The organism is Roseovarius sp. EC-HK134 (assembly GCF_902498815.1).
Lineage (GTDB): Bacteria > Pseudomonadota > Alphaproteobacteria > Rhodobacterales > Rhodobacteraceae > Roseovarius > Roseovarius mucosus_A.
The window spans coordinates 1,376,941-1,396,979 of sequence record NZ_LR701544.1; the positions used below are offsets into that span (position 1 = coordinate 1,376,941).

Here is a 20,039-nt window from a genome sequence, read left to right on the forward strand (position 1 = left end):
GATGGCCGATCTCGCCCCCGCCCCCCTGCGCCCCCGCGCCGAGGCTGAAGCCGCCCGGTTTCCGCCGCTCTTGGCGCAGGCGGAATTTTTGGCGCGCACGGTGCTCTTGGGCGAGCATGGGCGGCGGCGCGCGGGTGCGGGCGATGATTTCTGGCAATACCGCCCGGTGCAGCCCGGTGATAGCCGCCGCATGATCGACTGGCGTCGTTCTGCGCGCTCTGATGTGCAGTTCGTGCGGCAGCGGGAATGGCAAATCGCACAGAGCGTGATGCTCTGGGTTGATCCTGCCGCCTCCATGCGCTTTGCCAGCGACAAGAACCTACCCGACAAGGCTGATCGCGCGCGCCTGTTGGCGCTGGCGGTGGCGATCCTGCTGGTGCGCGGGGGGGAACGGGTGGGCCTTACGGGGAGCGCCTTGCCGCCCCGGCGCGGTGAGGTGCAGGTTGCGCGACTGGCTGAGGCGCTCTTGCAGGAGAGTGGGGCGGATTATGCCAGCCCTGATATGTCTGGCCTCATTCCGCATGGCCGGGCGCTGCTGATTTCTGATTTCATGGGTGATCTGGACCCGTTGCGCGAGGCGCTGACAGGGGCAGCGGATCGGGGGGTGCGCGGCCTTCTCTATCAGGTGCTGGACCCCGCAGAAGAGGCGTTTCCCTATACCGGGCGCACGATTTTTGAGAGCATGGGCGGCACCCTTGCCCATGAGACGTTGAAGGCAGGTGATCTGCGGGCGCGGTATCTGGAGCGTTTGGCCGAGCGTAAAGATGCGCTGGCCGCACTTTGCCATGCGACGGGCTGGCGCTATGGCTGTCACCACACCGGCGAAAGCGCGCAATCGGCGCTCTTGTGGCTGCATGGCGCGATGGCCGGGGGGGCGGGCGCATGATCTTGGGCCCAATTGGCTTTGCGGTTCCTTGGCTCTTGTGGGCGCTGGTGGCTTTGCCGATCCTTTGGATCATCCTGCGCGCCGTGCCGCCCGCACCGATCCGGCGGCGCTTTCCCGGAGTGGCGTTGCTTTTGGGTCTCAAGGACGAGGACAGCGTCAGCGACCGCACGCCGTGGTGGCTCTTGCTGCTGAGGATGCTGGCGGTGGCGGCGGTGATCGTGGGGCTGGCGGGGCCAGTGCTCAATCCGCGCGACGAGGGCGAGGCGCGCGCGTCGGGCCCACTTTTGATCCTGATGGATGGCAGTTGGGCCAGTGCGCGGGACTGGGCAGCGCAAACGGCGGTAATCGACGCGATGCTGGCAGAGGCCGGGCGCGATGGGCGACCCGCGGCTTTGATGCAACTCAGCGATCCACAAGCGCCGGTGTTTCAGGCGGCGGACAGTCTGCGCGCGCGGGTGCCGGGGCTTATCCCCGCCCCTTGGGCTGTCACGTCAGAGGCGATGGCGCGGGCCGTCGATCTGTTGGGCGAGGCAGAGTTCGAGACGCGCTGGTTTTCAGACGGGTTGGACCGCGAGGGGCGCATGCCGGTGCTTGAGGCGCTTGAGGCGCGTGGCCCGGTCACCGTCCACGAAAGCCCACGCGCCGTGCTGGCGCTGACCCCGCCGACGCTGGAAGACGGGCAGATCCAATTGCGCGCGTTGCGCGCCGTGCCGGGGCCGCTGCGCGAGATCGCGGTCAATGCCCACGGGCTGGACCCTGCCGGTGTCTCGCGTGTTTTGGCCACTTTGCCGATGACGTTTGACGAGGGGGCGATTGCGGCGACAGGCGCGCTGGCGCTGCCGCCCGAACTTCGCGCCCGCGTCACGCGGTTCGAGATCGCCGGAGAAGCACAGGCGGGGGCGGTGACCCTGACCGATGATGGGCTGAAGCGGCGCGAAGTGGCGCTGATCGCGGGGCGCGAGGATCGCGAAGGGCTCGAACTCTTGTCGCCGCTGCATTACCTTGAACAGGCGTTAAGCCCTACCGCTGACCTCTTGGAAGGGGGGCTGATGGATGTGTTGCCCGCCAATCCCGATGTGATCGTGCTGGCGGATGTTGCGGTGCTGTCGGGCGCGGAACAGGCAGCCTTGCTGGACTGGGCGGACAAGGGCGGCCTGCTTTTGCGCTTTGCCGGGCCGCGCGTTGCGGCAAGCGATGTGTCGCGCAGCGACGAAGATCCGCTGATGCCGGTGCGCCTGCGCGCGGGTGGGCGCACAGTAGGCGGCGCGATGAGCTGGGGCGAGCCCAAGACGCTGGCCCCCTTCATTGAAGGCAGCCCGTTTCAGGGGCTGGCCATTCCGGGTGATGTGACAGTCAGCGCGCAGGTGATGGCGCAGCCTGATCCCACCTTGGCGGATCGGGTGATTGCGCAACTCAGTGATGGCACACCGCTTGTCACGCGCAAGCGGATCGGGGCGGGGCAGGTGGTGCTGTTCCATGTCACGGCCAATGCCGAATGGTCGAGCCTGCCGCTTTCGGGGCTGTTCGTGCAGATGCTGGAACGTCTGGCCGTTTCATCCGCGATGGCACCGCCCGATGCGGCGGAAATGGCCGGTACGACATGGCAGCCGCTGCAGGTGCTGGACGGGTTCGGTCGGCTGAATGAGGCGGACACGCGCCCCGGTGTGGCGGGCGAGCGGCTTTTGTCCGGCTCGCTTGGCCCCGATCTCTGGCCCGGTCTGTATGAGGGCCCGGAGCGCAGTGTGGCGCGCAACGTGATTGATGGGGAAACCCAACTTAGCCCGGTGGCATGGCCCGCGCGCGTCGCGGTCGAGGGGTTGGAGCGTGCGCCTGAGACGCCGCTTGGCGGTTGGTTGCTGGCGGCAGCCTTGATGCTGCTGACCGCTGATATTCTGGCATCCTTGGCGCTGTCCGGGCGGCTTTGGCCTGCGCGTGTCGCAGCGGTGCTCGCCCTCGCGCTTAGCCTTGGGGCGGTGCCCCAAGCACGGGCGCAGGATGACGCGCGCGCGCTGCTGGCGACCGAGGAATTGGCCTTGGCCTATGTGATCACTGGCGATACGCGGCTGGATGATACGTCGCGCGCGGGTCTGCGCGGGTTGGGGCAAGTGCTCAATTTTCGCACCTCGGTCGAGCCGGCAGAGCCGCTGGCCGTCGATCTGGAACGTGACGATCTCACGTTCTATCCGATCCTCTATTGGCCAATCAGCGCCGATCAACCGACCCCATCGGCAGAGGCCTATGTCAAGCTCAACGATTATTTGCGCAATGGCGGGCTTATCCTTTTTGACACGCGCGATGCCGATGTTGCCGGGTTTGGCGCGGCCACGCCCAACGGCGCACGATTGCAACGGATTGCGGCCCCGCTGGATATTCCGCCGCTCGAACCCTTGCCCGAGGATCACGTTCTGACGCGGACCTTCTACCTGCTGACTGATTTTCCGGGGCGACATTCCGGTCGGGCGGTTTGGGTCGAGGCGGCCCCGCCCGATGCTGAACAGATCGAGGGCATGCCGTTTCGCAATCTCAACGACGGGGTGACGCCGGTGGTGATCGGGGGCAATGACTGGGCTGCGGCCTGGGCGGTGAACGAGCGAGGCGATCCGCTATTTCCGGTCGGTCGTGGCTATGCCGGTGAGCGGCAGAGGGAACTGGCCTATCGTTTTGGCGTCAATCTGGTGATGCATGTGCTGACTGGCAATTATAAATCCGATCAGGTGCATGTGCCCGCACTTCTGGACAGGTTGGGCCAATGACCGGTAGCGTGATATTTGACCCCCTTTTGCCGATCTGGCTGATCGCGGTTCTGGCGGCGCTGGTGGCGTCGGGCTTGGCTTTGGCGCTTTGGCGCGGGTTGGCGGGATGGCCGTTCCGGGCGCTGGCCGGGCTGGTGATCCTTGCTGCGCTGATGGGGCCAGCCTATCAGCAGGAGGAACGCACCGCCCTCAGTGACATTGTTCTGATTGTCGAGGATCAAAGCGCCAGCCAAGACTTGACGGATCGCGCCACGCGCACGACCGAGGCCGCCGACACTCTGACAGCACGGCTGGAAGCGCGCGGCAATACCGAGGTGCGCCGCGTGCAGGTGCCGGATGCACCCGAGAATGGGGGCACGCAGGCCATGACGGCGCTGGCACAGGCGATGGCCGAGGAGCCGCTTGGCCGTATCGCGGGCGTCATTCTTTTGTCGGATGGGCGGATCCATGATGTCGAGCGGGCACCAGACATTCCCGCCCCGCTGCATCTGTTGCACACAGGCCGCGAGGGGGATTGGGACCGGCGTTTGCGGATCGACAATGCCCCGGCCTTTGCCATTCTGGGCGAAGAGGTGCAAATGACCCTCACCGTAACCGATGAGGGCGCAGCCCCTACGGGCGTTACGTCTGTGCCGCTTGATATTTCGGTGGATGGGGCTGAGCCACGCCGCTTTGAGGTGCCCTTGGGCGAGGAAATTACCCTGCCGCTGATGCTGCCGCATGGCGGGCGCAATGTCCTGCAATTCACGACACCTGCCGCGCCGGGCGAATTGACGGATCGCAACAACACGGCGCTGGTGCAGATCAACGGTGTGCGCGACCGGCTGAGTGTTTTGCTGGTGTCGGGTCAGCCGCATCCCGGCACGCGGACATGGCGCAACCTGCTCAAATCCGACAGCGCGGTTGATCTGGTACATTTCACCATTCTGCGCCCGCCGGAAAAGCAAGACGGTGTGCCGGTGCGGGAATTGTCGCTGATCGCCTTTCCGACGCGAGAGCTGTTTCTGGAAAAGGTGGATGATTTCGACCTGATCATCTTTGACCGCTACCGGCGGCGGGGCATTCTGCCGAATGTTTATCTCGAGAATATCCGGCAATATGTCGAGAATGGCGGGGCGGTGCTGTTTGCCGCAGGTCCGGATTTTGCCGGGGCTGAAAGCATTTACCGTGGTCCGTTCGAGGCGATCATCCCCGCCCGCCCCACCGCGCGTGTGGTCGAGGATGGCTATCTGCCCAAGGTCACGGACTTGGGCGAGCGGCATCCGGTGACCGCGGGGCTTGACCGGGAATTTGCCGGGGATTGGGGCCGTTGGTTGCGGCAGGTTGAGGTCACGCAGACGGCGGGCGATGTGGTCATGTCCGGGGCGGATGACCGGCCTTTGCTATTGCTTGACCGTGTGGGCGAAGGGCGCGTGGCGCTCTTGGCCTCGGATCACGCCTGGCTCTGGGGGCGCGGGTTTGAGGGCGGTGGTCCGCAGCTCGAACTGTTGCGGCGTCTGGCGCATTGGATGATGAAAGAGCCTGAGTTAGAGGAAGAGGCGCTCTGGGCCGAGGCGACGGGCCAGCAGATGCGCGTCATCCGACGCTCGTTAACCGAGGATGTTGGCCCCGTGACGATCACCACACCGTCTGGCGAGGTGGTGGAACGCCCGTTGGAAGAGGTCTCACCGGGGCGGTTTGAGACATTGTTCGATGGTCCGGAAATTGGTCTCTATCGTTTGGAAAACGGAGATCAGAGCGCGGTCATCGGTCTGGGCCCAGCAGCCCCGGTTGAATTTGAGCGCACGATTGCCAGTGCCGAGGTGCTGCAACCCGAGATCGACGCGACCAATGGCGGAGTATGGGCGCTGGAGGACGGCGTGCCCGCGATCCGTGCCGTGCGCGAAGGGCGGCCCGCCGCCGGGCGCGGCTGGATCGGGATCACACCGCGCGGCGCCTATGAGACCCAGAGCCTGCGTCAGATGGCGATCATGCCGCCTTGGCTGGTGCTGCTGTTGGTGTCAGGCTTGATCCTTGGGGGATGGCTGCGCGAGGGGCGGCGATAGGGGCCGCGCTTAGTGCCGCAGTTCGACCCGGAAGGGCGCGGTACTCCAGCCATCGACCGAGCAATGCGCCCGCACGAACACCTCTTGCGTGCCCTCAGGAAGGGGCAGACCATTCAGCGAGCGCGTAAAGGGTTGTTCTTCGACATGTGGGTGATGCAGCAGGCGATAGCCCAGCCGATTGCCCGTCGCATCCAGAACCTCCCATCCATCAACATAGTGGTCCCAGCCGGTGTCAGGGTGCAGGACCGTGACCGCAATATTCCAGGCTGTCCCAACCTGTTTCAGTTGCACGCCAAGAATATCGGGGTGATCCGCTGCGGCGGAGCTGGCGACAAAGCCGAGGACGAGGCACAAACATCTCATGCTGCAAGTCTAGCGCATTCCTGCGCAAAAAACACTCAAGTCTCTGTGTGTTGGTCTGGACCGTCCGGCAGAAGCAGCACCGCGCGCGACTGTGACGCGAATTCCCGGCGCAAGAGCATGAGGCAGGTGATGATCGTGGCCCCAATCAGCGCCGCCGGCCCCAAGAGCCATGCCGCCGCCGAGAGTGCAAAGTAGATCGCCCGCAGGCCCCGATTAAATCCCCGCGCGGCGGTGATATTGATCTCGGCCGCTTTGCGGGCACGCGGCAAGGCGGCGGGGTCGCTTGGGTCATTGGGCACGGCGGCCATGATCACAGCGCAATAGCCAAAAAGCCGATTGGACCAGACGAATTTGAGAAAGGCATTGGTGAGAAACACGAGGATCAAAAGGATCTTCACCTCCCAGACAATCACCGGCACCGTGGACGGGGTCAGATCATCGGCAATGCCCATCACCCGTTCCAGATCGCCCAGCATGGCGAGCGCCCCGCCGATAGCGATGAGCGTGGCCGAGGCGAAAAACGCAGTACCCTGCCGCAGGCTGCCCAAGAGCTGCGCATCGAAGATGCGGGCGTCACGGGCAACCATTTGCACCATCCATTCGCGCCGATACTGCGCCATCAGTTTTGTCACCGAGGGCCGCGCCTGGGGTGGGTTTTCGATCAAGAAGCCAAGGCAGAGCCAGCTCAGCGCCAATCCGCCCAAGGCAAGGGCGTCAAGCGTGCTGAAATGTGCCAGTTGATCCATCCAAATCATGCGCGCAAGCTATCGCTATGAGGTTTGACTTGCCAGATGCAAAAATTGGTTATATTTTATTACCAATCAGGAGGAGCTATCATGGAAATGCCCATCCCCCGGCCAGAGATTCTGGCGCGCAAGGCAGAGTTGGTCGAACGTCTGCGCGAAGTTTTACCAGAAGATGCGGTGATTTCCGACCCCGCCGAGACGCGCGCCTATGAATGCGATGCGCTGACAGCTTATAAATGTGCGCCCTTGGTGGCAATCCTGCCGGGATCGACCAAAGAGGTCTCGGAGGCGCTGCGCATCTGTCACGACATGGGGGTGCCGGTGGTGCCGCGCGGCTCTGGCACGTCTCTTGCGGGTGGGGCTTTGCCCACGGCGGACAGTGTCATTCTGGGTGTGGCGCGGCTGAATGCGGTGCTGGAGACGGACTATGACAATCGTTTTATCCGGGTGCAGACAGGGCGTACCAATCTGAGCGTCACCGGCGCGGTTGAGGAACACGGCTTTTTCTATGCCCCCGACCCCTCAAGCCAATTGGCCTGCGCCATCGCGGGCAATATCGCGATGAATTCGGGCGGGGCGCATTGCCTGAAATATGGTGTCACGACCAACAACCTGATGGGTGTGACCATGGTGCTGATGGATGGCACCGTGCTGGAACTGGGCGGCGCACATCTGGAAGCCGAGGGGCTGGACCTCTTGGGGATCGTTTGCGGGTCTGAGGGGCAACTGGGCGTTGTGACAGAAGCGACGCTGCGCATCCTGCGCAAGCCAGAAGGCGCGCGCCCCGTGCTGATCGGATTCGATTCCAATGAGGTCGCAGGGGCCTGTGTGAGTGACATCATCAAGGCTGGCGTGCTGCCGGTGGCCATTGAATTCATGGACCGCCCCTGTATCGAGGCGACCGAGGATTTCGCCAAGGCGGGCTATCCGATGTGCGAGGCGCTGCTGATCGTCGAGGTTGAGGGATCGGATGCCGAGATTGACGAGCAACTGGGTCTGATCGAGGGGATTGCCCGGCGGCACAACCCGGTGGAATTCCGGCAGAGCCGGTCCCCCGAAGAAAGTGCCGCGATCTGGCTGGGCCGTAAATCGGCCTTTGGCGCGATGGGGCAGATCAACGATTACATGTGTCTGGATGGCACCATCCCGGTCAGCCAATTGCCGCATGTTCTAAAACGCATTGGCGAATTGTCGGAACAATTCGGGCTGGGTGTCGCCAATGTGTTTCACGCAGGCGACGGCAACATGCATCCGCTGATCCTTTTTGATGCCAATAAACCGGGTGATCTGGAACTGTGCGAAGACCTTGGGGCCGAAATCCTCAAGCTCTGTGTTGAAGTGGGCGGGTGCCTGACCGGCGAGCATGGGGTGGGTATCGAAAAGCGCGACCTCATGACCCATCAATATGCGCCAGAGGATCTGGAAGCGCAGATGGCCGTAAAAGATGTGTTTGATCCCAAATGGCTGCTGAACCCGGCCAAAGTCTTTCCGCTGGCGTCCTCTGACGCGCGACGCGTGGCCTGAGCGATCCGACCGGGGGCTTTGCCCCCGGACCCATGAGTATTTTTCCAAGAAGAAGCAGCATGACACCCAAGACCGAAGCGGACCTGGCCGAGATCATCCGGGGTGCAGAAGGCCCATTGCGCATCGAGGGCGGTGGCACCCGACCGATTGGGGCGCTGTCCAATGGCGCACGGCTGAGCACCGCCGGTCTGAGCGGGATCACGCTCTATGAACCTGGCGCGCTGACGCTGGTGGCGCAGGCGGGCACGCCGCTTGCTGAGATCGAGGCCGCATTGGACGCCGAGGGACAGCGCCTGGCGTTTGAGCCGATGGATCACCGGGGATTGTTGGACACCCAAGGAACACCCACAATCGGCGGTGTCGTCGCCGCCAATGTCAGCGGACCGCGCCGTATTCAGGCCGGGGCCTGCCGCGATTTCCTGCTTGGCGTGCGGTTTGTGGATGGGCGCGGGCAGATCGTCAAGAATGGGGGCCGCGTGATGAAAAACGTCACCGGCTATGATCTGGTCAAGCTGATGGCGGGCAGTTACGGCACGCTGGGTGTGCTGACCGAGGTCGCGCTCAAGGTCTTGCCGCGCCCGCGCAGCATGGGGATGCTGCGGATTGAGGGGCTGAGCGATGCCGTTGCTGTGACCGCGCTCTGCCGGGCGCTGGCGTCACCCTATGAGGTGACAGGGGCCGTGCATCTGCAAGCCAGTCCAGAGGGGGGGCCCCTGACCATGATCCGGCTGGAAGGGTTCGAGAATTCGGTGGCCTACCGCGCTGAGGCGCTGACGCGGCTTTTGGCCGAGTTCGGCACGTGCAGCTTTGAGGCAGATCCCGAAAAGACCGCCGCGGCATGGGCACATATCCGTGATGTCGGCCCGTTTCAGGGGCGGGCGGGCGATGTCTGGCGGTTGTCGGTGAAGCCCACCGATGCGCCGGGGATCGTTGCTGATCTGAGCGGCGGCGAGGCGTTTTATGATTGGGGCGGCGGGTTGATCTGGCTGTTGGCTGCTCAAGGATCGGGGTTGAGTGCCGCGAAAATCCGCGGCGCGGTGGCCGCGCGCGGCGGCCATGCCACGCTGATCCGTGGCGACAGAAGCCAAGGCGCGTTTCACCCGTTGCCCGGCCCGGTGGCGGCCTTGCAGGCCGGGCTGCGGCAGAAATTCGATCCAAGACAGATTCTAAATCCGGGGCTGATGGCCACGGGTGCAGCCGTCTGAGTGGCGGGAAAGTAGAGATAGATGAAAACTGAATTCACCGCCGAACAGCTTGAAAATCCCAAGATTGCCCGCGCCAATGAGATTTTGCGCTCTTGCGTGCATTGCGGGTTTTGCACCGCCACGTGCCCTACCTATCAGGTTCTGGGCGATGAGTTGGACAGCCCGAGAGGGCGCATTTACCTTATCAAGGACATGCTGGAAAATGACCGCGTGCCGGATGCCAAGACAGTCAAGCATATTGATCGCTGCCTGTCCTGTCTGGCCTGCATGACCACCTGCCCCTCTGGCGTGCATTACATGCATCTGGTGGATCAGGCGCGCGAATATATCGAAGAGCGCTATAAGCGGCCCTTGGGGGATCGTGCGCTGCGCTGGATTTTGGCGCGTATCCTGCCCTATCCGATGCGATTTCGGGTGGCGCTGTTGGGGGCCAAGATCGGGCGGCCCTTTGCGCGGCTGATGCCTGATGCGCGGCTGCGCGCGATGCTGGAAATGGCCCCAAAGCAGGTGCCGCCCGTAAGCCGCAATGACGACCCACAAACCTTTGCCGCGCAAGGCACGCGCAAAAAGAGGGTGGCGTTGATGACGGGCTGTGCGCAAAAGGCGCTCAACACCGATATCAACGATGCCACGATCCGGTTGCTCACGCGGCTGGGGTGCGAGGTGGTGGTGGCTGAGGGCGCCGGGTGTTGTGGGGCGCTGACGCATCACATGGGCAAAACCGACGAGAGCCACGCGACGGCAGCCAAGAACATCAAGGCTTGGGCGCGTGAGATGGATGGGGCTGGCCTTGACGCCATCGTCATCAACACCAGCGGTTGCGGCACCACGGTCAAGGATTACGGCCATATGTTCCGGCATGAGGCGCTGGCAGCAGACGCCAAGCGCGTGAGCGCGATTGCCATGGATGTGAGCGAAATCCTGATGAAGCTCGATCTACCGCAAGGCGCGGATAAGGAGATGGTCATCGCCTATCACGCCGCCTGTTCGCTGCAACATGGCCAAAAGATCAAGACCTATCCCAAGGATCTGCTCAAGCGGGCGGGGTTCGCGGTTGTGGAACCGGCAGACAGTCATCTTTGCTGTGGGTCGGCGGGCACTTATAACCTGATGCAGCCCGAGATTTCCAAGCAACTCAAGGCGCGCAAGGTGCGCACGCTGGAGGCAAAGAACCCGGACGTAATCGCCGCAGGCAACATCGGTTGCATGATGCAAATCGGTTCAGGGACGGGTATTCCGGTGGTCCACACAGTCGAGTTGCTGGATTGGGCCACGGGGGGACCAAAGCCGCCCGCCATGAACCGCGCGGCCCAAGGCATGACCGGGGTTCCGATCCTGCGCTGATCCGGTCATAATCTGGCCCAAAACCCCTGCTATTCGGCAAGGGAATTGAGCGGGACAAAGACCTTATGCTGCGTATCATCACCTTTCTTTTGTCGGTCTGTGCGGCGGGTGCGGCGCTATCGCAGGATAGCCGCCTGCAACGTCTGGATGTCGGCGACGAGGCCCGCGATTGGGAGGCCGTGGGGCGGCTGGAATTGGCCGGGCGCGGATTTTGCACCGGGGCACTGGTGGCACCCGATCTGGTGCTGACGGCGGCGCATTGCCTGTTTGACAAGGAAACTGGTGCGCGGATTGATCCTGCACGGATCGAATTCATGGCCGGGTGGCGCAATGGGCGCGCGGCGGCCTATCGCTCTGTTCGGCGTGCGGTGACGCATCCCGATTATGCACCGGCCGCTGATGTGACTGCAGAGCGCGTGCGCAATGACGTGGCGCTGCTCGAATTGCATCACCCGATCAACAACACGCGCGTCACCCCGTTCGAGACGGATGAGCGCCCGCGCAAGGGGCAGAAAATTGGCGTGGTCAGCTATGCCCGCGACCGATCAGAGGCCCCATCCCTGCAAAACATCTGCGAAGTTCTGGCGCGTCAGGATGGTGTTCTTGTGATGTCATGCGATGTCGATTTCGGATCGAGCGGCGCGCCGATCTTTAGCTTTGAGGGCGGCGTGCCGCGCATTGTTTCGGTTGTCTCAGCCATGGCCGAGGTAGAGGGGCGCAAGGTGTCGCTTGGCACGCAGTTGACCGATCCGCTTCGGGTGCTGCAAGACGCCCTTGATGGCGGCGCTGGCGTGTTTCAGGAGGCCGCGCCCAAGATGTTCACCTCGGGTATTCGCCGCGATACTGGCGCGAAATTCGCCAAGCCATGACAGGCTGGCGCACTGGCCTTGCGGCGCTGGTTGCCCTGATGCTGTGCCCGTCGGGTGCGATGGCGCAGACGAGTGGCCTTATTCGGTTGACGGACCGCGATGACCTGTTCGGCTGGGAGGCGGTGGGGCGTGTCGATCTTGGGCGTGATGGTTATTGCACGGGCGTTCTGATCGCCCCTGACCAAGTGCTGACGGCAGCGCATTGTGTCCATGATCGCGCCCAGCGTGCTATCGGCGCTGACGTCATTCAGTTTCGCGCTGGTCTGCGCGATGGTGTTGTGATCGCGGAGTCTGGCGTGGCCCGCTATGTGGTTGCACCCGGATATGATCCGGCGGCGGGTATGCAGGCCGAGAACGTCCGGCGCGATGTCGCACTCTTGCAGTTATCCGCGCCCATTCCCGCAGCCCTAGCCGCGCCCTTTCACCTTGCGGGCACCCTCGCGCCCGGTCAGCGCGTGAGCGTTGTCTCTTATGGCCGCGACCGCGACAAGGCCCCGTCATGGCAGCGCGAATGCGGTCTTTTGTGGCGGTCCGAGGGGGTGATGGGGTTTGACTGCGCGGTGATCAACGGTTCATCTGGTGCGCCGGTTTTTGCGCGGGATGGTGGGCGGGCGCGTATCCTGTCGTTGGTCAGCGGTGGCAATTGGGACGGGGGCGAAAGCCGCGCCTATGGTATGGACCTGCCCGAGATTGTGGCGCAGCTGAAACAGGATCTGCGTGCGGCGGCCTCGCGCCCCCTCGCGGCGAATCCGGGGTTTCGACGCGTGACGGTAGGCGGGGATGCGGCGGCATCCGGGGCGAAATTCGCGCGGCCCTGAGGGCCCTAGCGGGGTCTTGACAGCCGCCGTAGCACTTCCCAAATCAAGAGCGTTCCGGTGCCGCAGGATGGGCCGGACAGATTGCCTGTCCCCAAAGGGGAAGGCGCCAACTTGGTATCGCTCAATGGAGGATGACCCATGCGTAATTTTGATCTAGCCCCGCTCTATCGCGCCACTGTCGGTTTCGACCAGATTGCCGACCTATTGGATCGTGTGATGTCCAGTGACGTGGCCCAGCCGACCTATCCGCCCTATAACATCGAAAAGACCGCTGATGATGCCTATCGCATCTCGATTGCCGTCGCGGGCTTTGCCGCCGATGATCTGGGTGTTGAGGTCAAGGAAGGCTCACTTGTCGTCTCGGCGCGCAAGAGCGATGAGGAAGAGGGCCGCACCTATCTGCATCGTGGTATTGCGACGCGGGCGTTTGAACGCCGGTTCCAACTCGCGGATCATGTGCGGGTGATCGGCGCCACCCACGCCGATGGGATGCTGCATATCGATCTACGCCGCGAGGTGCCTGAGGCGCTCAAACCGCGCCGGATTGCGATTGCCAGCGGTGATGTCGTGACCAAGGATGTGGTCGATGTCGACAAGGTGAACTGAGCCTGAAGCTATGCCTGCGCCCGGTCAGAGCAGTCTGGCCGGGCGTTGTTGTTCAGGGACGCCGCGCCTCGATCAGCACGCCATCCGTTGCGCCGCCGATCAGGCGCAGCGCGCCATCCTCGGCGATATCGAACCGCGTCACCTGTTCCAGCGCATCGAGCATACGGCGTTCTTGTTCCATCAGAGGTTCGGGGCAGGCCATCATCGTGCTCCCCATGGCACCAAACTGTAGCCCCTCGCCCGTCAATGTATAGCCGCCCACCAGGCGGTTACAGCCCGAGCTGCCCGCGACGCGCCCAGGTGTGATGAAGTTGAGGGTCAGGCGTTCCGGCTCGATCAGCGGGGTCTCACCCAGCACCGTCACCTGCCAAGAGGGCCCTGTCAGAAGGTCCTCGGGCGCGCCCCCACATCCGCGAAACTCTCGCTCGCCAAGGGTTAACTGTGCCGCATCGGGGTGGGGCATGCCGGTGGCATCGTCGCGGCAGATGCCTTCGCGGATGGTCAGTTGCGCCGCAATCTCGGGCATGTCAAACACGTAAGCGCCGGGCAAAACCTGCACATCCGGGCGCGGCAGGCTATGAGTGATCTCGCCGTAATCGGCGGTAATCTCTGCGTTTTCTGCGGTTAGCACAACAGACCACCCCGGTTCATTTCCGCCGGCACGATAGCTTTGTTGTTGTGGCGGCGGCACCTCTTGGCATTCGGGCAGATCACGCCCTTCCAGCCGGAGCATGGCCATATCGCCCTTGTTCCAAAACTCTGTTTCTGGCTCTTTGATACCTTCGAACCGGGCACCTGAGGCAGAGATGACCTGTTTCATCGGAATATCGCGCCCTTCGGCGCGCAGCACCGTTTCTTCGCCCAGGATTCCGAAAGAGACCGTGGTATCGCCACAGATGAAATCAACCGCAAAGGCGAGCGCCGTCACCGGCTCTAGTATCAGCTCACCGAGATCAACCGGCTCCGTTCCATCAGCAAAGGGCAGATCCCTCAAAAGCCAGCGGGGTTGGTTGTTAACCCGGATCACCGCACTCAGCCGCCCGGACAGGTTGGCAGGCACCGTCATCTCAAAGGGCAGCGGCACCTGTTTGCCATCCGCGTCCAGCGTCACCTCGCCCAGCATGGCCCCAAACCGCCCCTCGGCCACAACCACGGCGCGGGCATCGGGGGGCAGGGCTATCCGTTGCAGATAGCCGACTGCGCCGGAGACAAGCCGGGCTTCGTCGTTCTGCGCCTGCACCGTGGAGGCGCAGACTACAGCCATCAGGCCGGCCAAAAGGAAAGAGCGGGGCATTGCCGGCCTCCTTTGCTTCAAGACTTGGTCACATCCTAGCGAGGGACCTGACTTTGGTCGAGTGCCGCTTTGGTCAGATGCTCATGCAAATGTATTTCATTTCGAGGAAGTCCTCGATCCCATGATGGCTGCCTTCTCGGCCAAGCCCGGATTGCTTGACCCCCCCAAAGGGTGCAACCTCGGTCGAGATGATCCCTGTGTTGACACCGACGATCCCGTATTCCAGCGCCTCGGCCACTTTGTAGACGCGGCTGAGGTCCTTGGCGTAGAAATAAGAGGCGAGACCAAAGATCGTGTCATTGGCCATGGCGATGACGTCATCCACGCTCTCGAACTTGAAGAGGGGGGCCAGCGGGCCGAATGTCTCGTCGGTGGCAAAGGCCATATCCTGTGTGCAGCCGGTGACGATGGTCGGGGGCAGGAAAAAGCCCGCGCCTTGCACCGGCTCGCCGCCTCCCAAAATGACCGATGCGCCTTTTGCCTTGGCGTCGGCCACATGCTCTTGCACCTTGACGATCGCATCGGCGTTGATAAGCGGGCCTAGGGCCACACCGTCGTCCATCCCGTCGCCCATCTTGAGCTTTTCCACCGCAGCCTTGAGCTTGGCGGCAAAGGCGTCATAGACCCCGGCCTGCACATAGATGCGGTTGGCACAGACGCAGGTCTGACCGTTGTTGCGGAATTTGCACAGGATCGCGCCCTCGACCGCCGCATCAAGATCGGCATCGTCGAACACGATGAAGGGCGCGTTGCCGCCCAATTCCATCGAGCATTTCATCACCTGATCGGCGGCTTGGCGCAACAGGATGCGCCCCACTTCGGTCGAGCCTGTAAAGGTGATCTTGCGCACGGCCGGGTTCTCGCAGAATTCCTTGCCAATCTCAGAGGCGCGCGAGGAGGTGACGATGTTGAACACGCCCGCCGGAAGGCCCGCACGCTCGGCCAAAAGGCCCATTGCGGTGGCCGAAAGCGGGGTTTCCGCCGCCGGACGCCCGACAAAAGAACACCCCGCCGCAAGTGCGGGAGCGGCCTTGCGGGTGATCATCGCGTTGGGAAAATTCCACGGTGTGATCGAAGCGACGACGCCGATGGGCTGCTTGATGACGGTGATGCGCTTGTCGCGCTGATGGCCGGGAATGGTCTCGCCATAGATGCGCTTGGCCTCTTCGCCAAAGAATTCAATGAAGGAGGCCCCATAGCCCACTTCGCCTTTGGCTTCGGTCAGGGGTTTGCCCTGTTCGGCGGTCAGGATCACGCCCAGATCATGCTGGTTTTCCATCATCAGATCAAAGAAACGGCGCAGGACGGCGGCGCGTTCTTTGCCGGTCCATTTCGCCCATTCCTTTTGCGCGGTCTCGGCGGCGGCAATGGCACGGGCCACCTGCGCACGGCTAAGATCGGCCACATGCGCGATGACGTCCCCGCGCGCGGGGTTCGTGACCTCGAAGGTGCCATTATCGCCATCCACCCACTCGCCATTGATATAGGCCCGCTCGCACAGCAGGCTGGGGTCCTTGAGCATGGATTTCAGGTCGGTCTTGGTCATTGCGTTTCCCTCTTGGCATGGCTTTTATCTCGCCATGACAGACCAGCTTGGGCTAGGAATGTCTAGGGCCAGATAGGGAGGAATACGCCGTGGAACTGGACGATGCCTATGCAAATGTGCCCTATATTCCGGGTGGGGCACAATATCCGGCACGCTGGACCGTGGCCGCCGAGGCGTTTCGTGCCAAGTTGAGCGCGGAGCGGCGCGCAGAGCTTGGTCTGGCCTATGGCGAAGGTGCGCGGCAGGCATTTGACCTGTTTCACCCCAAAGGGGCGGCACGGGGGCTATGCGTCTTTGTGCATGGCGGCTATTGGCTGCGGTTTGATCGATCGCTCTGGTCGCATCTGGCGGCAGGGCCGCTCGCACGCGGTTGGGCGGTGGCAATGCCCTCTTATGATCTCTGCCCCGAGGTGCGGATTGCCGACATCACCCGACAGATTGCCCGCGCGCTCTGCGTTCTGGCCGCACGCCATGAGGGGCCGCTGGCGCTGGTTGGGCATTCTGCGGGCGGGCATTTGGTGGCGCGGATGGCGGTGCCGGGGGTCTTGCCCGGTGATGTGGCTGCGCGGCTCAGCCATGTCATGCCCATCTCGCCGGTCTCGGATCTGCGCCCGCTTTTGCAAACCTCGATGAACGAACACTTCCGGCTCGACCGGGCGACGGCAGAGGCCGAGAGCCCGGCGCTTATGCGGCCCTTGTCTGTGCCAGTCACGGTCTGGGTTGGCTCTGATGAGCGGCCCGTGTTTCTGGATCAGGCGCGATGGCTGGCAGAGGCGTGGAATGCGGGCCATGAGATTGCTGCCGGGCGGCACCATTTCGACGTGATCGAGGCCTTGACCGATGCGAATAGCCGCATGGTGTCACAACTCCTCGGGTGATGCAAAACGTGATGCGGCCCATCACAAAGCCTGAATTGACGCCTCTTGCGATTAGCCTAGAGTGCCGGGATAGCGCGCGAGGATCCAATGCCGAAATCCGCCCCCCTGATTACCCCCGTTCTTGTGGCGGGTTGCACCATTATTCTGATTTCCTTTGCGATCCGCGCCTCGTTTGGCGTGTTTCAGATTCCGATTGCGACCGAGTTCAATTGGCCCCGCGCCGAGTTTTCGCTGGCCATCGCGATCCAGAATCTTGCGTGGGGCTTTGGCCAGCCGATTTTTGGCGCGCTGGCTGAAAAGATCGGCGACCAAAAGGCGATCATTCTGGGCGCGCTGACCTATGCGGCGGGTTTGGTGCTGTCGTCCTTTGCTATCACGCCAGAGGCGCATCAACTCTATGAGATTCTCGTGGGTTTTGGCATCGCGGGCACCGGATTTGGCGTGATCCTCGCCGTGGTCGGGCGGGCAAGTTCGGACGAGAACCGCTCGATGAGCCTCGCCATTGCCACTGCTGCGGGATCGGCGGGGCAGGTGTTTGGCGCGCCACTGGCGGAATTCATGCTCTCGCTGATGACATGGCAGAGCGTGTTCCTGATCTTTGCCGCAGTGATCATCGCGGTTTTGGCGATGCTACCGCTGATGCGCGCGCCCGCCCCGGTGGACCGCACGGTGATCGAGGAATCGATGGGCACGATCCTGCGCCGCGCCTTTCGCGATCCGTCCTTTACCCTGATCTTTCTCGGATTTTTCAGTTGCGGTTATCAACTGGCCTTTGTCACCGCGCATTTCCCGGCCTTTGTCACCGAGATGTGTGGCCCTATCCTGCCCGGTGGGGCGCTGCATAATATTGGCATCACCACCACCTCTGCGCTGGGCGCTGTGGCGATTTCGATCATCGGTCTGGCCAATATCGCGGGCACGCTGACGGCAGGATGGCTGGGCAAGCGCTATTCCAAGAAGAACCTGCTGGCGGGTATCTATCTGGGCCGGACGCTGATTGCCGCGGCGTTCATCATGACGCCAATTACGCCTGCGACGGTATTGCTTTTTTCGGTCTCGATGGGGGCGCTGTGGTTGGCGACCGTGCCTCTGACATCCGGTCTTATCGCGCATCTTTACGGGCTGCGTTACATGGGCACGCTCTATGGGATCGTGTTCTTTTCCCACCAGCTTGGCAGCTTTATGGGGGTCTGGCTGGGTGGCAAGATGTATGATCTTTACGGTGATTACACGATGGTCTGGTGGATCGGCGTGGGCGTGGGGGCGTTTTCCGCCATCGTGCATCTGCCGGTCAAAGAGCGGCGGTTGCAGGCAGCTTAATCGCGCATCAGATCACGCAGCGCGGTCAACACCGCGTCGCTGTGGGTATAGGTCAGGCCATGGCCCGCGCCCTCGATCACCTCTTGGCGGGCGTTTCGGTTGACCTCGGCCAGTCTCGCCATGCTGCGCAGCGGGATAACGGTATCTTCGCGCCCCCAGATCGCCAGCACGGGCAGGCGGCTTTCGGCGATATCCGCATGCTCTTCGGTCAGATCCTCTGAGACCATCCCACTGATGGAACGGGCGACCGCGGGCACAAAGCCGCGAGTGCGCAGTTGGGCCTGTTGTAGATCGACGATGCCCGGCACGCTGGAGGGCAGATGCCGCTCTGCCTCGCAGCCTTTGCGAAAGCTGCGCGGAAATCCCGCAAGCATCAGCCATTGCGCAAACCAGCCGCCGCGCGCCACCCGTTCTGCCAGCGGTCCCAGATCATGCCCAAAGCCCGCAGGTGCAATCAAAATGAGCGCGCGCAGGCGCTCGGGATGCAGGGCGGCAAAGGCCGTGGCAATCGCGCCGCCCATGGAATAGCCCAGAAGCGTAAAATCGCCTGTAATGCCTTGATCCTCAAGCAATTCCTCAAGCTGGTTGATGAAAAAGGCGCTGTCCTGCGGGCCATCTGGCCTATCGCTATAGCCGCGCCCATAAAGGTCATAGACCAGCACGCGGTAGCCAAGTTTGCCCAATCCCGCCGCGATGCCCTGCCAGACAAAAGAGGGCGTGGTCAGACCATGCACACAAACCGCCACCGGCCCGCGCGTGGCCCCCAGCCAGCGATAATGCGTGATCCCACGTGAGAGATGGGCAAAGTCGCCGGGGGCATGTTTGCGGAGCCTGTCATTCATTACAGGCTTCATCGCTTCGCGCAGAAACGGGGCGGCTATGAGCAGCCCCAAAAGGATCAAAAAGCCAAGCCAGATCATGCCGCCGCCCTCCAGGCGTCGAGAATATAGCGGCTTGTCATCAGGTCGAGATGCGCGCCGCCACCGTTTTTGAACAGGGTGATATCTTTGGGCGATTGTCGCCGGAATCGTTCAGGCTGGTAGAAATCTGCAATCAGGTGATCCCGGGTGATCGCCCCGGTGTCCAGTGGCGTCTTGATCTCGCCGATATGATCCACTGTGGTGTCGAAACTATCGACAAACACCCGCGCCCGGGCGATGGCGGCATCATCCGCTTCGCGCATATCGGGGCGATAGGCCCCGATCAGGTCAATGTGCTGACCGGGGCGCAGCCAGCCCCCCTTGATCAGCGGATCGCTGGACATGGTGGCAGAGGTGACGATATCCGCCGCGCGCACCGCCGTTTCCAGATCCTCGGCTACGGTCATCCCCTCACACTCTGCCGCCATCGCCTCGGCATTGGCGCGGGTGCGGTTCCAGATGCTGAACCGCGCTTGCGGAAAGACCGCGCGATAGGCCTGCCAAAGCGAGCGGCCCACGGTGCCCGCGCCGACAATCAGGATGGTTTCGCTATCGGGCCGCGCCAGCCGGGTGGCAGCATAGAGGCTATCACCGGCGGTCTTCCACTTGGTCACAAGGTGGAAATCAACCAGCGCCTCGAGCGTGCCATCGCTATCGGAATAAAGATTGACCGCCCCGTTAATCATGGGCTCGCCCCGCTCTGGATTGCCCGGAAAGATCGTGGCGGATTTCACCGCGAGCCCCATGCCGTCAATCCATGCCGCGCGATTGAGAAGTGTATCGCGGCCCCGGTAGAGCAGCGTATCGGCAATCTCGGCCTTGGGCAGGCGGTGCCCCGCCTCGAACGCAGCACAGAGACCGAGCCAGTCCAGATGCGCCTCGCCTTGGGCAAAAGGAATGATCGTCAGGCTCATGCGTCTCT

General features: G+C 62.8%; 17 protein-coding genes. 11 read left to right on the forward strand and 6 right to left on the reverse strand.

Going from position 1 to position 20,039, the window contains the following annotated elements:
- The first annotated feature begins 1 nt into the window (after position 1).
- The 3 genes from GC127_RS10575 to GC127_RS10585 are packed head-to-tail and all read left to right on the forward strand — an operon-like array spanning position 2 to position 5,684.
- A complete protein-coding gene (locus tag GC127_RS10575; protein ID WP_008281381.1) occupies positions 2 to 886 on the forward strand; it encodes a DUF58 domain-containing protein in 885 nt (294 codons plus the stop codon).
- Positions 883 to 3,639 carry a DUF4159 domain-containing protein gene (locus GC127_RS10580; RefSeq protein WP_199861227.1) on the forward strand — a complete coding sequence of 919 codons (2,757 nt, stop codon included), beginning with the start codon at positions 883 to 885 and terminating at the stop codon, positions 3,637 to 3,639. The genes GC127_RS10575 and GC127_RS10580 overlap by 4 nt, the downstream gene beginning before the upstream one ends.
- Positions 3,636 to 5,684, forward strand: a complete 2,049-nt coding sequence (locus GC127_RS10585; RefSeq protein WP_151977988.1) for a hypothetical protein — start codon at positions 3,636 to 3,638, stop codon at positions 5,682 to 5,684. The genes GC127_RS10580 and GC127_RS10585 overlap by 4 nt, the downstream gene beginning before the upstream one ends.
- Before the next feature lie 9 nt (positions 5,685 to 5,693).
- Here the strand turns inward: GC127_RS10585 and GC127_RS10590 are convergent, their stop codons facing one another.
- Together GC127_RS10590 and GC127_RS10595 are read right to left on the reverse strand one after the other, a co-directional pair.
- Positions 5,694 to 6,047: a hypothetical protein gene (locus GC127_RS10590; RefSeq protein WP_081507093.1), complete on the reverse strand. Its 354-nt coding sequence runs from the start codon at positions 6,045 to 6,047 to the stop codon at positions 5,694 to 5,696.
- A gap of 35 nt (positions 6,048 to 6,082) precedes the next feature.
- Entirely contained in the window at positions 6,083 to 6,802 is a 720-nt protein-coding gene (locus tag GC127_RS10595; protein ID WP_151977990.1) for a DUF599 domain-containing protein, read from the reverse strand.
- A gap of 81 nt (positions 6,803 to 6,883) precedes the next feature.
- Between GC127_RS10595 and GC127_RS10600 the strand changes: the two genes are divergently transcribed.
- The 6 genes from GC127_RS10600 (at position 6,884) to GC127_RS10625 (ending at position 13,159) form a co-directional block, all read left to right on the forward strand.
- Positions 6,884 to 8,317 carry an FAD-linked oxidase C-terminal domain-containing protein gene (locus GC127_RS10600; protein WP_008281386.1) on the forward strand — a complete coding sequence of 478 codons (1,434 nt, stop codon included), beginning with the start codon at positions 6,884 to 6,886 and terminating at the stop codon, positions 8,315 to 8,317.
- Positions 8,318 to 8,376: 59 nt separating this feature from the next.
- Entirely contained in the window at positions 8,377 to 9,522 is a 1,146-nt protein-coding gene (gene glcE / locus GC127_RS10605) for a glycolate oxidase subunit GlcE (protein ID WP_151977992.1), read from the forward strand.
- Between the two features lie 21 nt (positions 9,523 to 9,543).
- Positions 9,544 to 10,866: a glycolate oxidase subunit GlcF gene (gene glcF / locus GC127_RS10610; RefSeq protein WP_151977994.1), complete on the forward strand. Its 1,323-nt coding sequence runs from the start codon at positions 9,544 to 9,546 to the stop codon at positions 10,864 to 10,866.
- Positions 10,867 to 10,931: 65 nt separating this feature from the next.
- Complete coding sequence (locus GC127_RS10615) at positions 10,932 to 11,735, forward strand: serine protease (protein WP_008281389.1); 804 nt, start codon at positions 10,932 to 10,934, stop codon at positions 11,733 to 11,735.
- The gene (locus GC127_RS10620) at positions 11,732 to 12,553 is read left to right on the forward strand and encodes a serine protease (RefSeq protein WP_151977996.1); all 822 of its coding nucleotides are present in this window, start codon (positions 11,732 to 11,734) and stop codon (positions 12,551 to 12,553) included. The genes GC127_RS10615 and GC127_RS10620 overlap by 4 nt, the downstream gene beginning before the upstream one ends.
- Before the next feature lie 138 nt (positions 12,554 to 12,691).
- On the forward strand, positions 12,692 to 13,159 hold the full coding sequence (locus GC127_RS10625; protein WP_008281391.1) for an Hsp20 family protein: 468 nt from the start codon (positions 12,692 to 12,694) through the stop codon (positions 13,157 to 13,159).
- Positions 13,160 to 13,211: 52 nt separating this feature from the next.
- Here GC127_RS10625 and GC127_RS10630 read toward each other — a convergent pair whose 3' ends face one another.
- Together GC127_RS10630 and GC127_RS10635 are read right to left on the reverse strand one after the other, a co-directional pair.
- Entirely contained in the window at positions 13,212 to 14,453 is a 1,242-nt protein-coding gene (locus GC127_RS10630) for an META domain-containing protein (protein WP_151977998.1), read from the reverse strand.
- A gap of 73 nt (positions 14,454 to 14,526) precedes the next feature.
- Entirely contained in the window at positions 14,527 to 15,999 is a 1,473-nt protein-coding gene (locus tag GC127_RS10635) for an NAD-dependent succinate-semialdehyde dehydrogenase (RefSeq protein WP_008281393.1), read from the reverse strand.
- 89 nt (positions 16,000 to 16,088) lie between these two features.
- On the opposite strand from GC127_RS10635, the gene GC127_RS10640 reads away from it, so the two are divergent.
- Positions 16,089 to 16,877 carry an alpha/beta hydrolase gene (locus GC127_RS10640; protein WP_151978000.1) on the forward strand — a complete coding sequence of 263 codons (789 nt, stop codon included), beginning with the start codon at positions 16,089 to 16,091 and terminating at the stop codon, positions 16,875 to 16,877.
- An 87-nt stretch (positions 16,878 to 16,964) separates the two neighbouring features.
- Complete coding sequence (locus GC127_RS10645) at positions 16,965 to 18,197, forward strand: MFS transporter (RefSeq protein WP_151978002.1); 1,233 nt, start codon at positions 16,965 to 16,967, stop codon at positions 18,195 to 18,197.
- Here the strand turns inward: GC127_RS10645 and GC127_RS10650 are convergent.
- Entirely contained in the window at positions 18,194 to 19,117 is a 924-nt protein-coding gene (locus GC127_RS10650; RefSeq protein WP_008281396.1) for an alpha/beta fold hydrolase, read from the reverse strand. The two genes, GC127_RS10645 and GC127_RS10650, sit on opposite strands and share 4 nt — an antisense overlap.
- On the reverse strand, positions 19,114 to 20,031 hold the full coding sequence (locus tag GC127_RS10655) for an ornithine cyclodeaminase family protein (protein ID WP_151978005.1): 918 nt from the start codon (positions 20,029 to 20,031) through the stop codon (positions 19,114 to 19,116). Before GC127_RS10655 ends, GC127_RS10650 begins: the two co-directional genes overlap by 4 nt.
- Positions 20,032 to 20,039 lie beyond the last annotated feature (8 nt).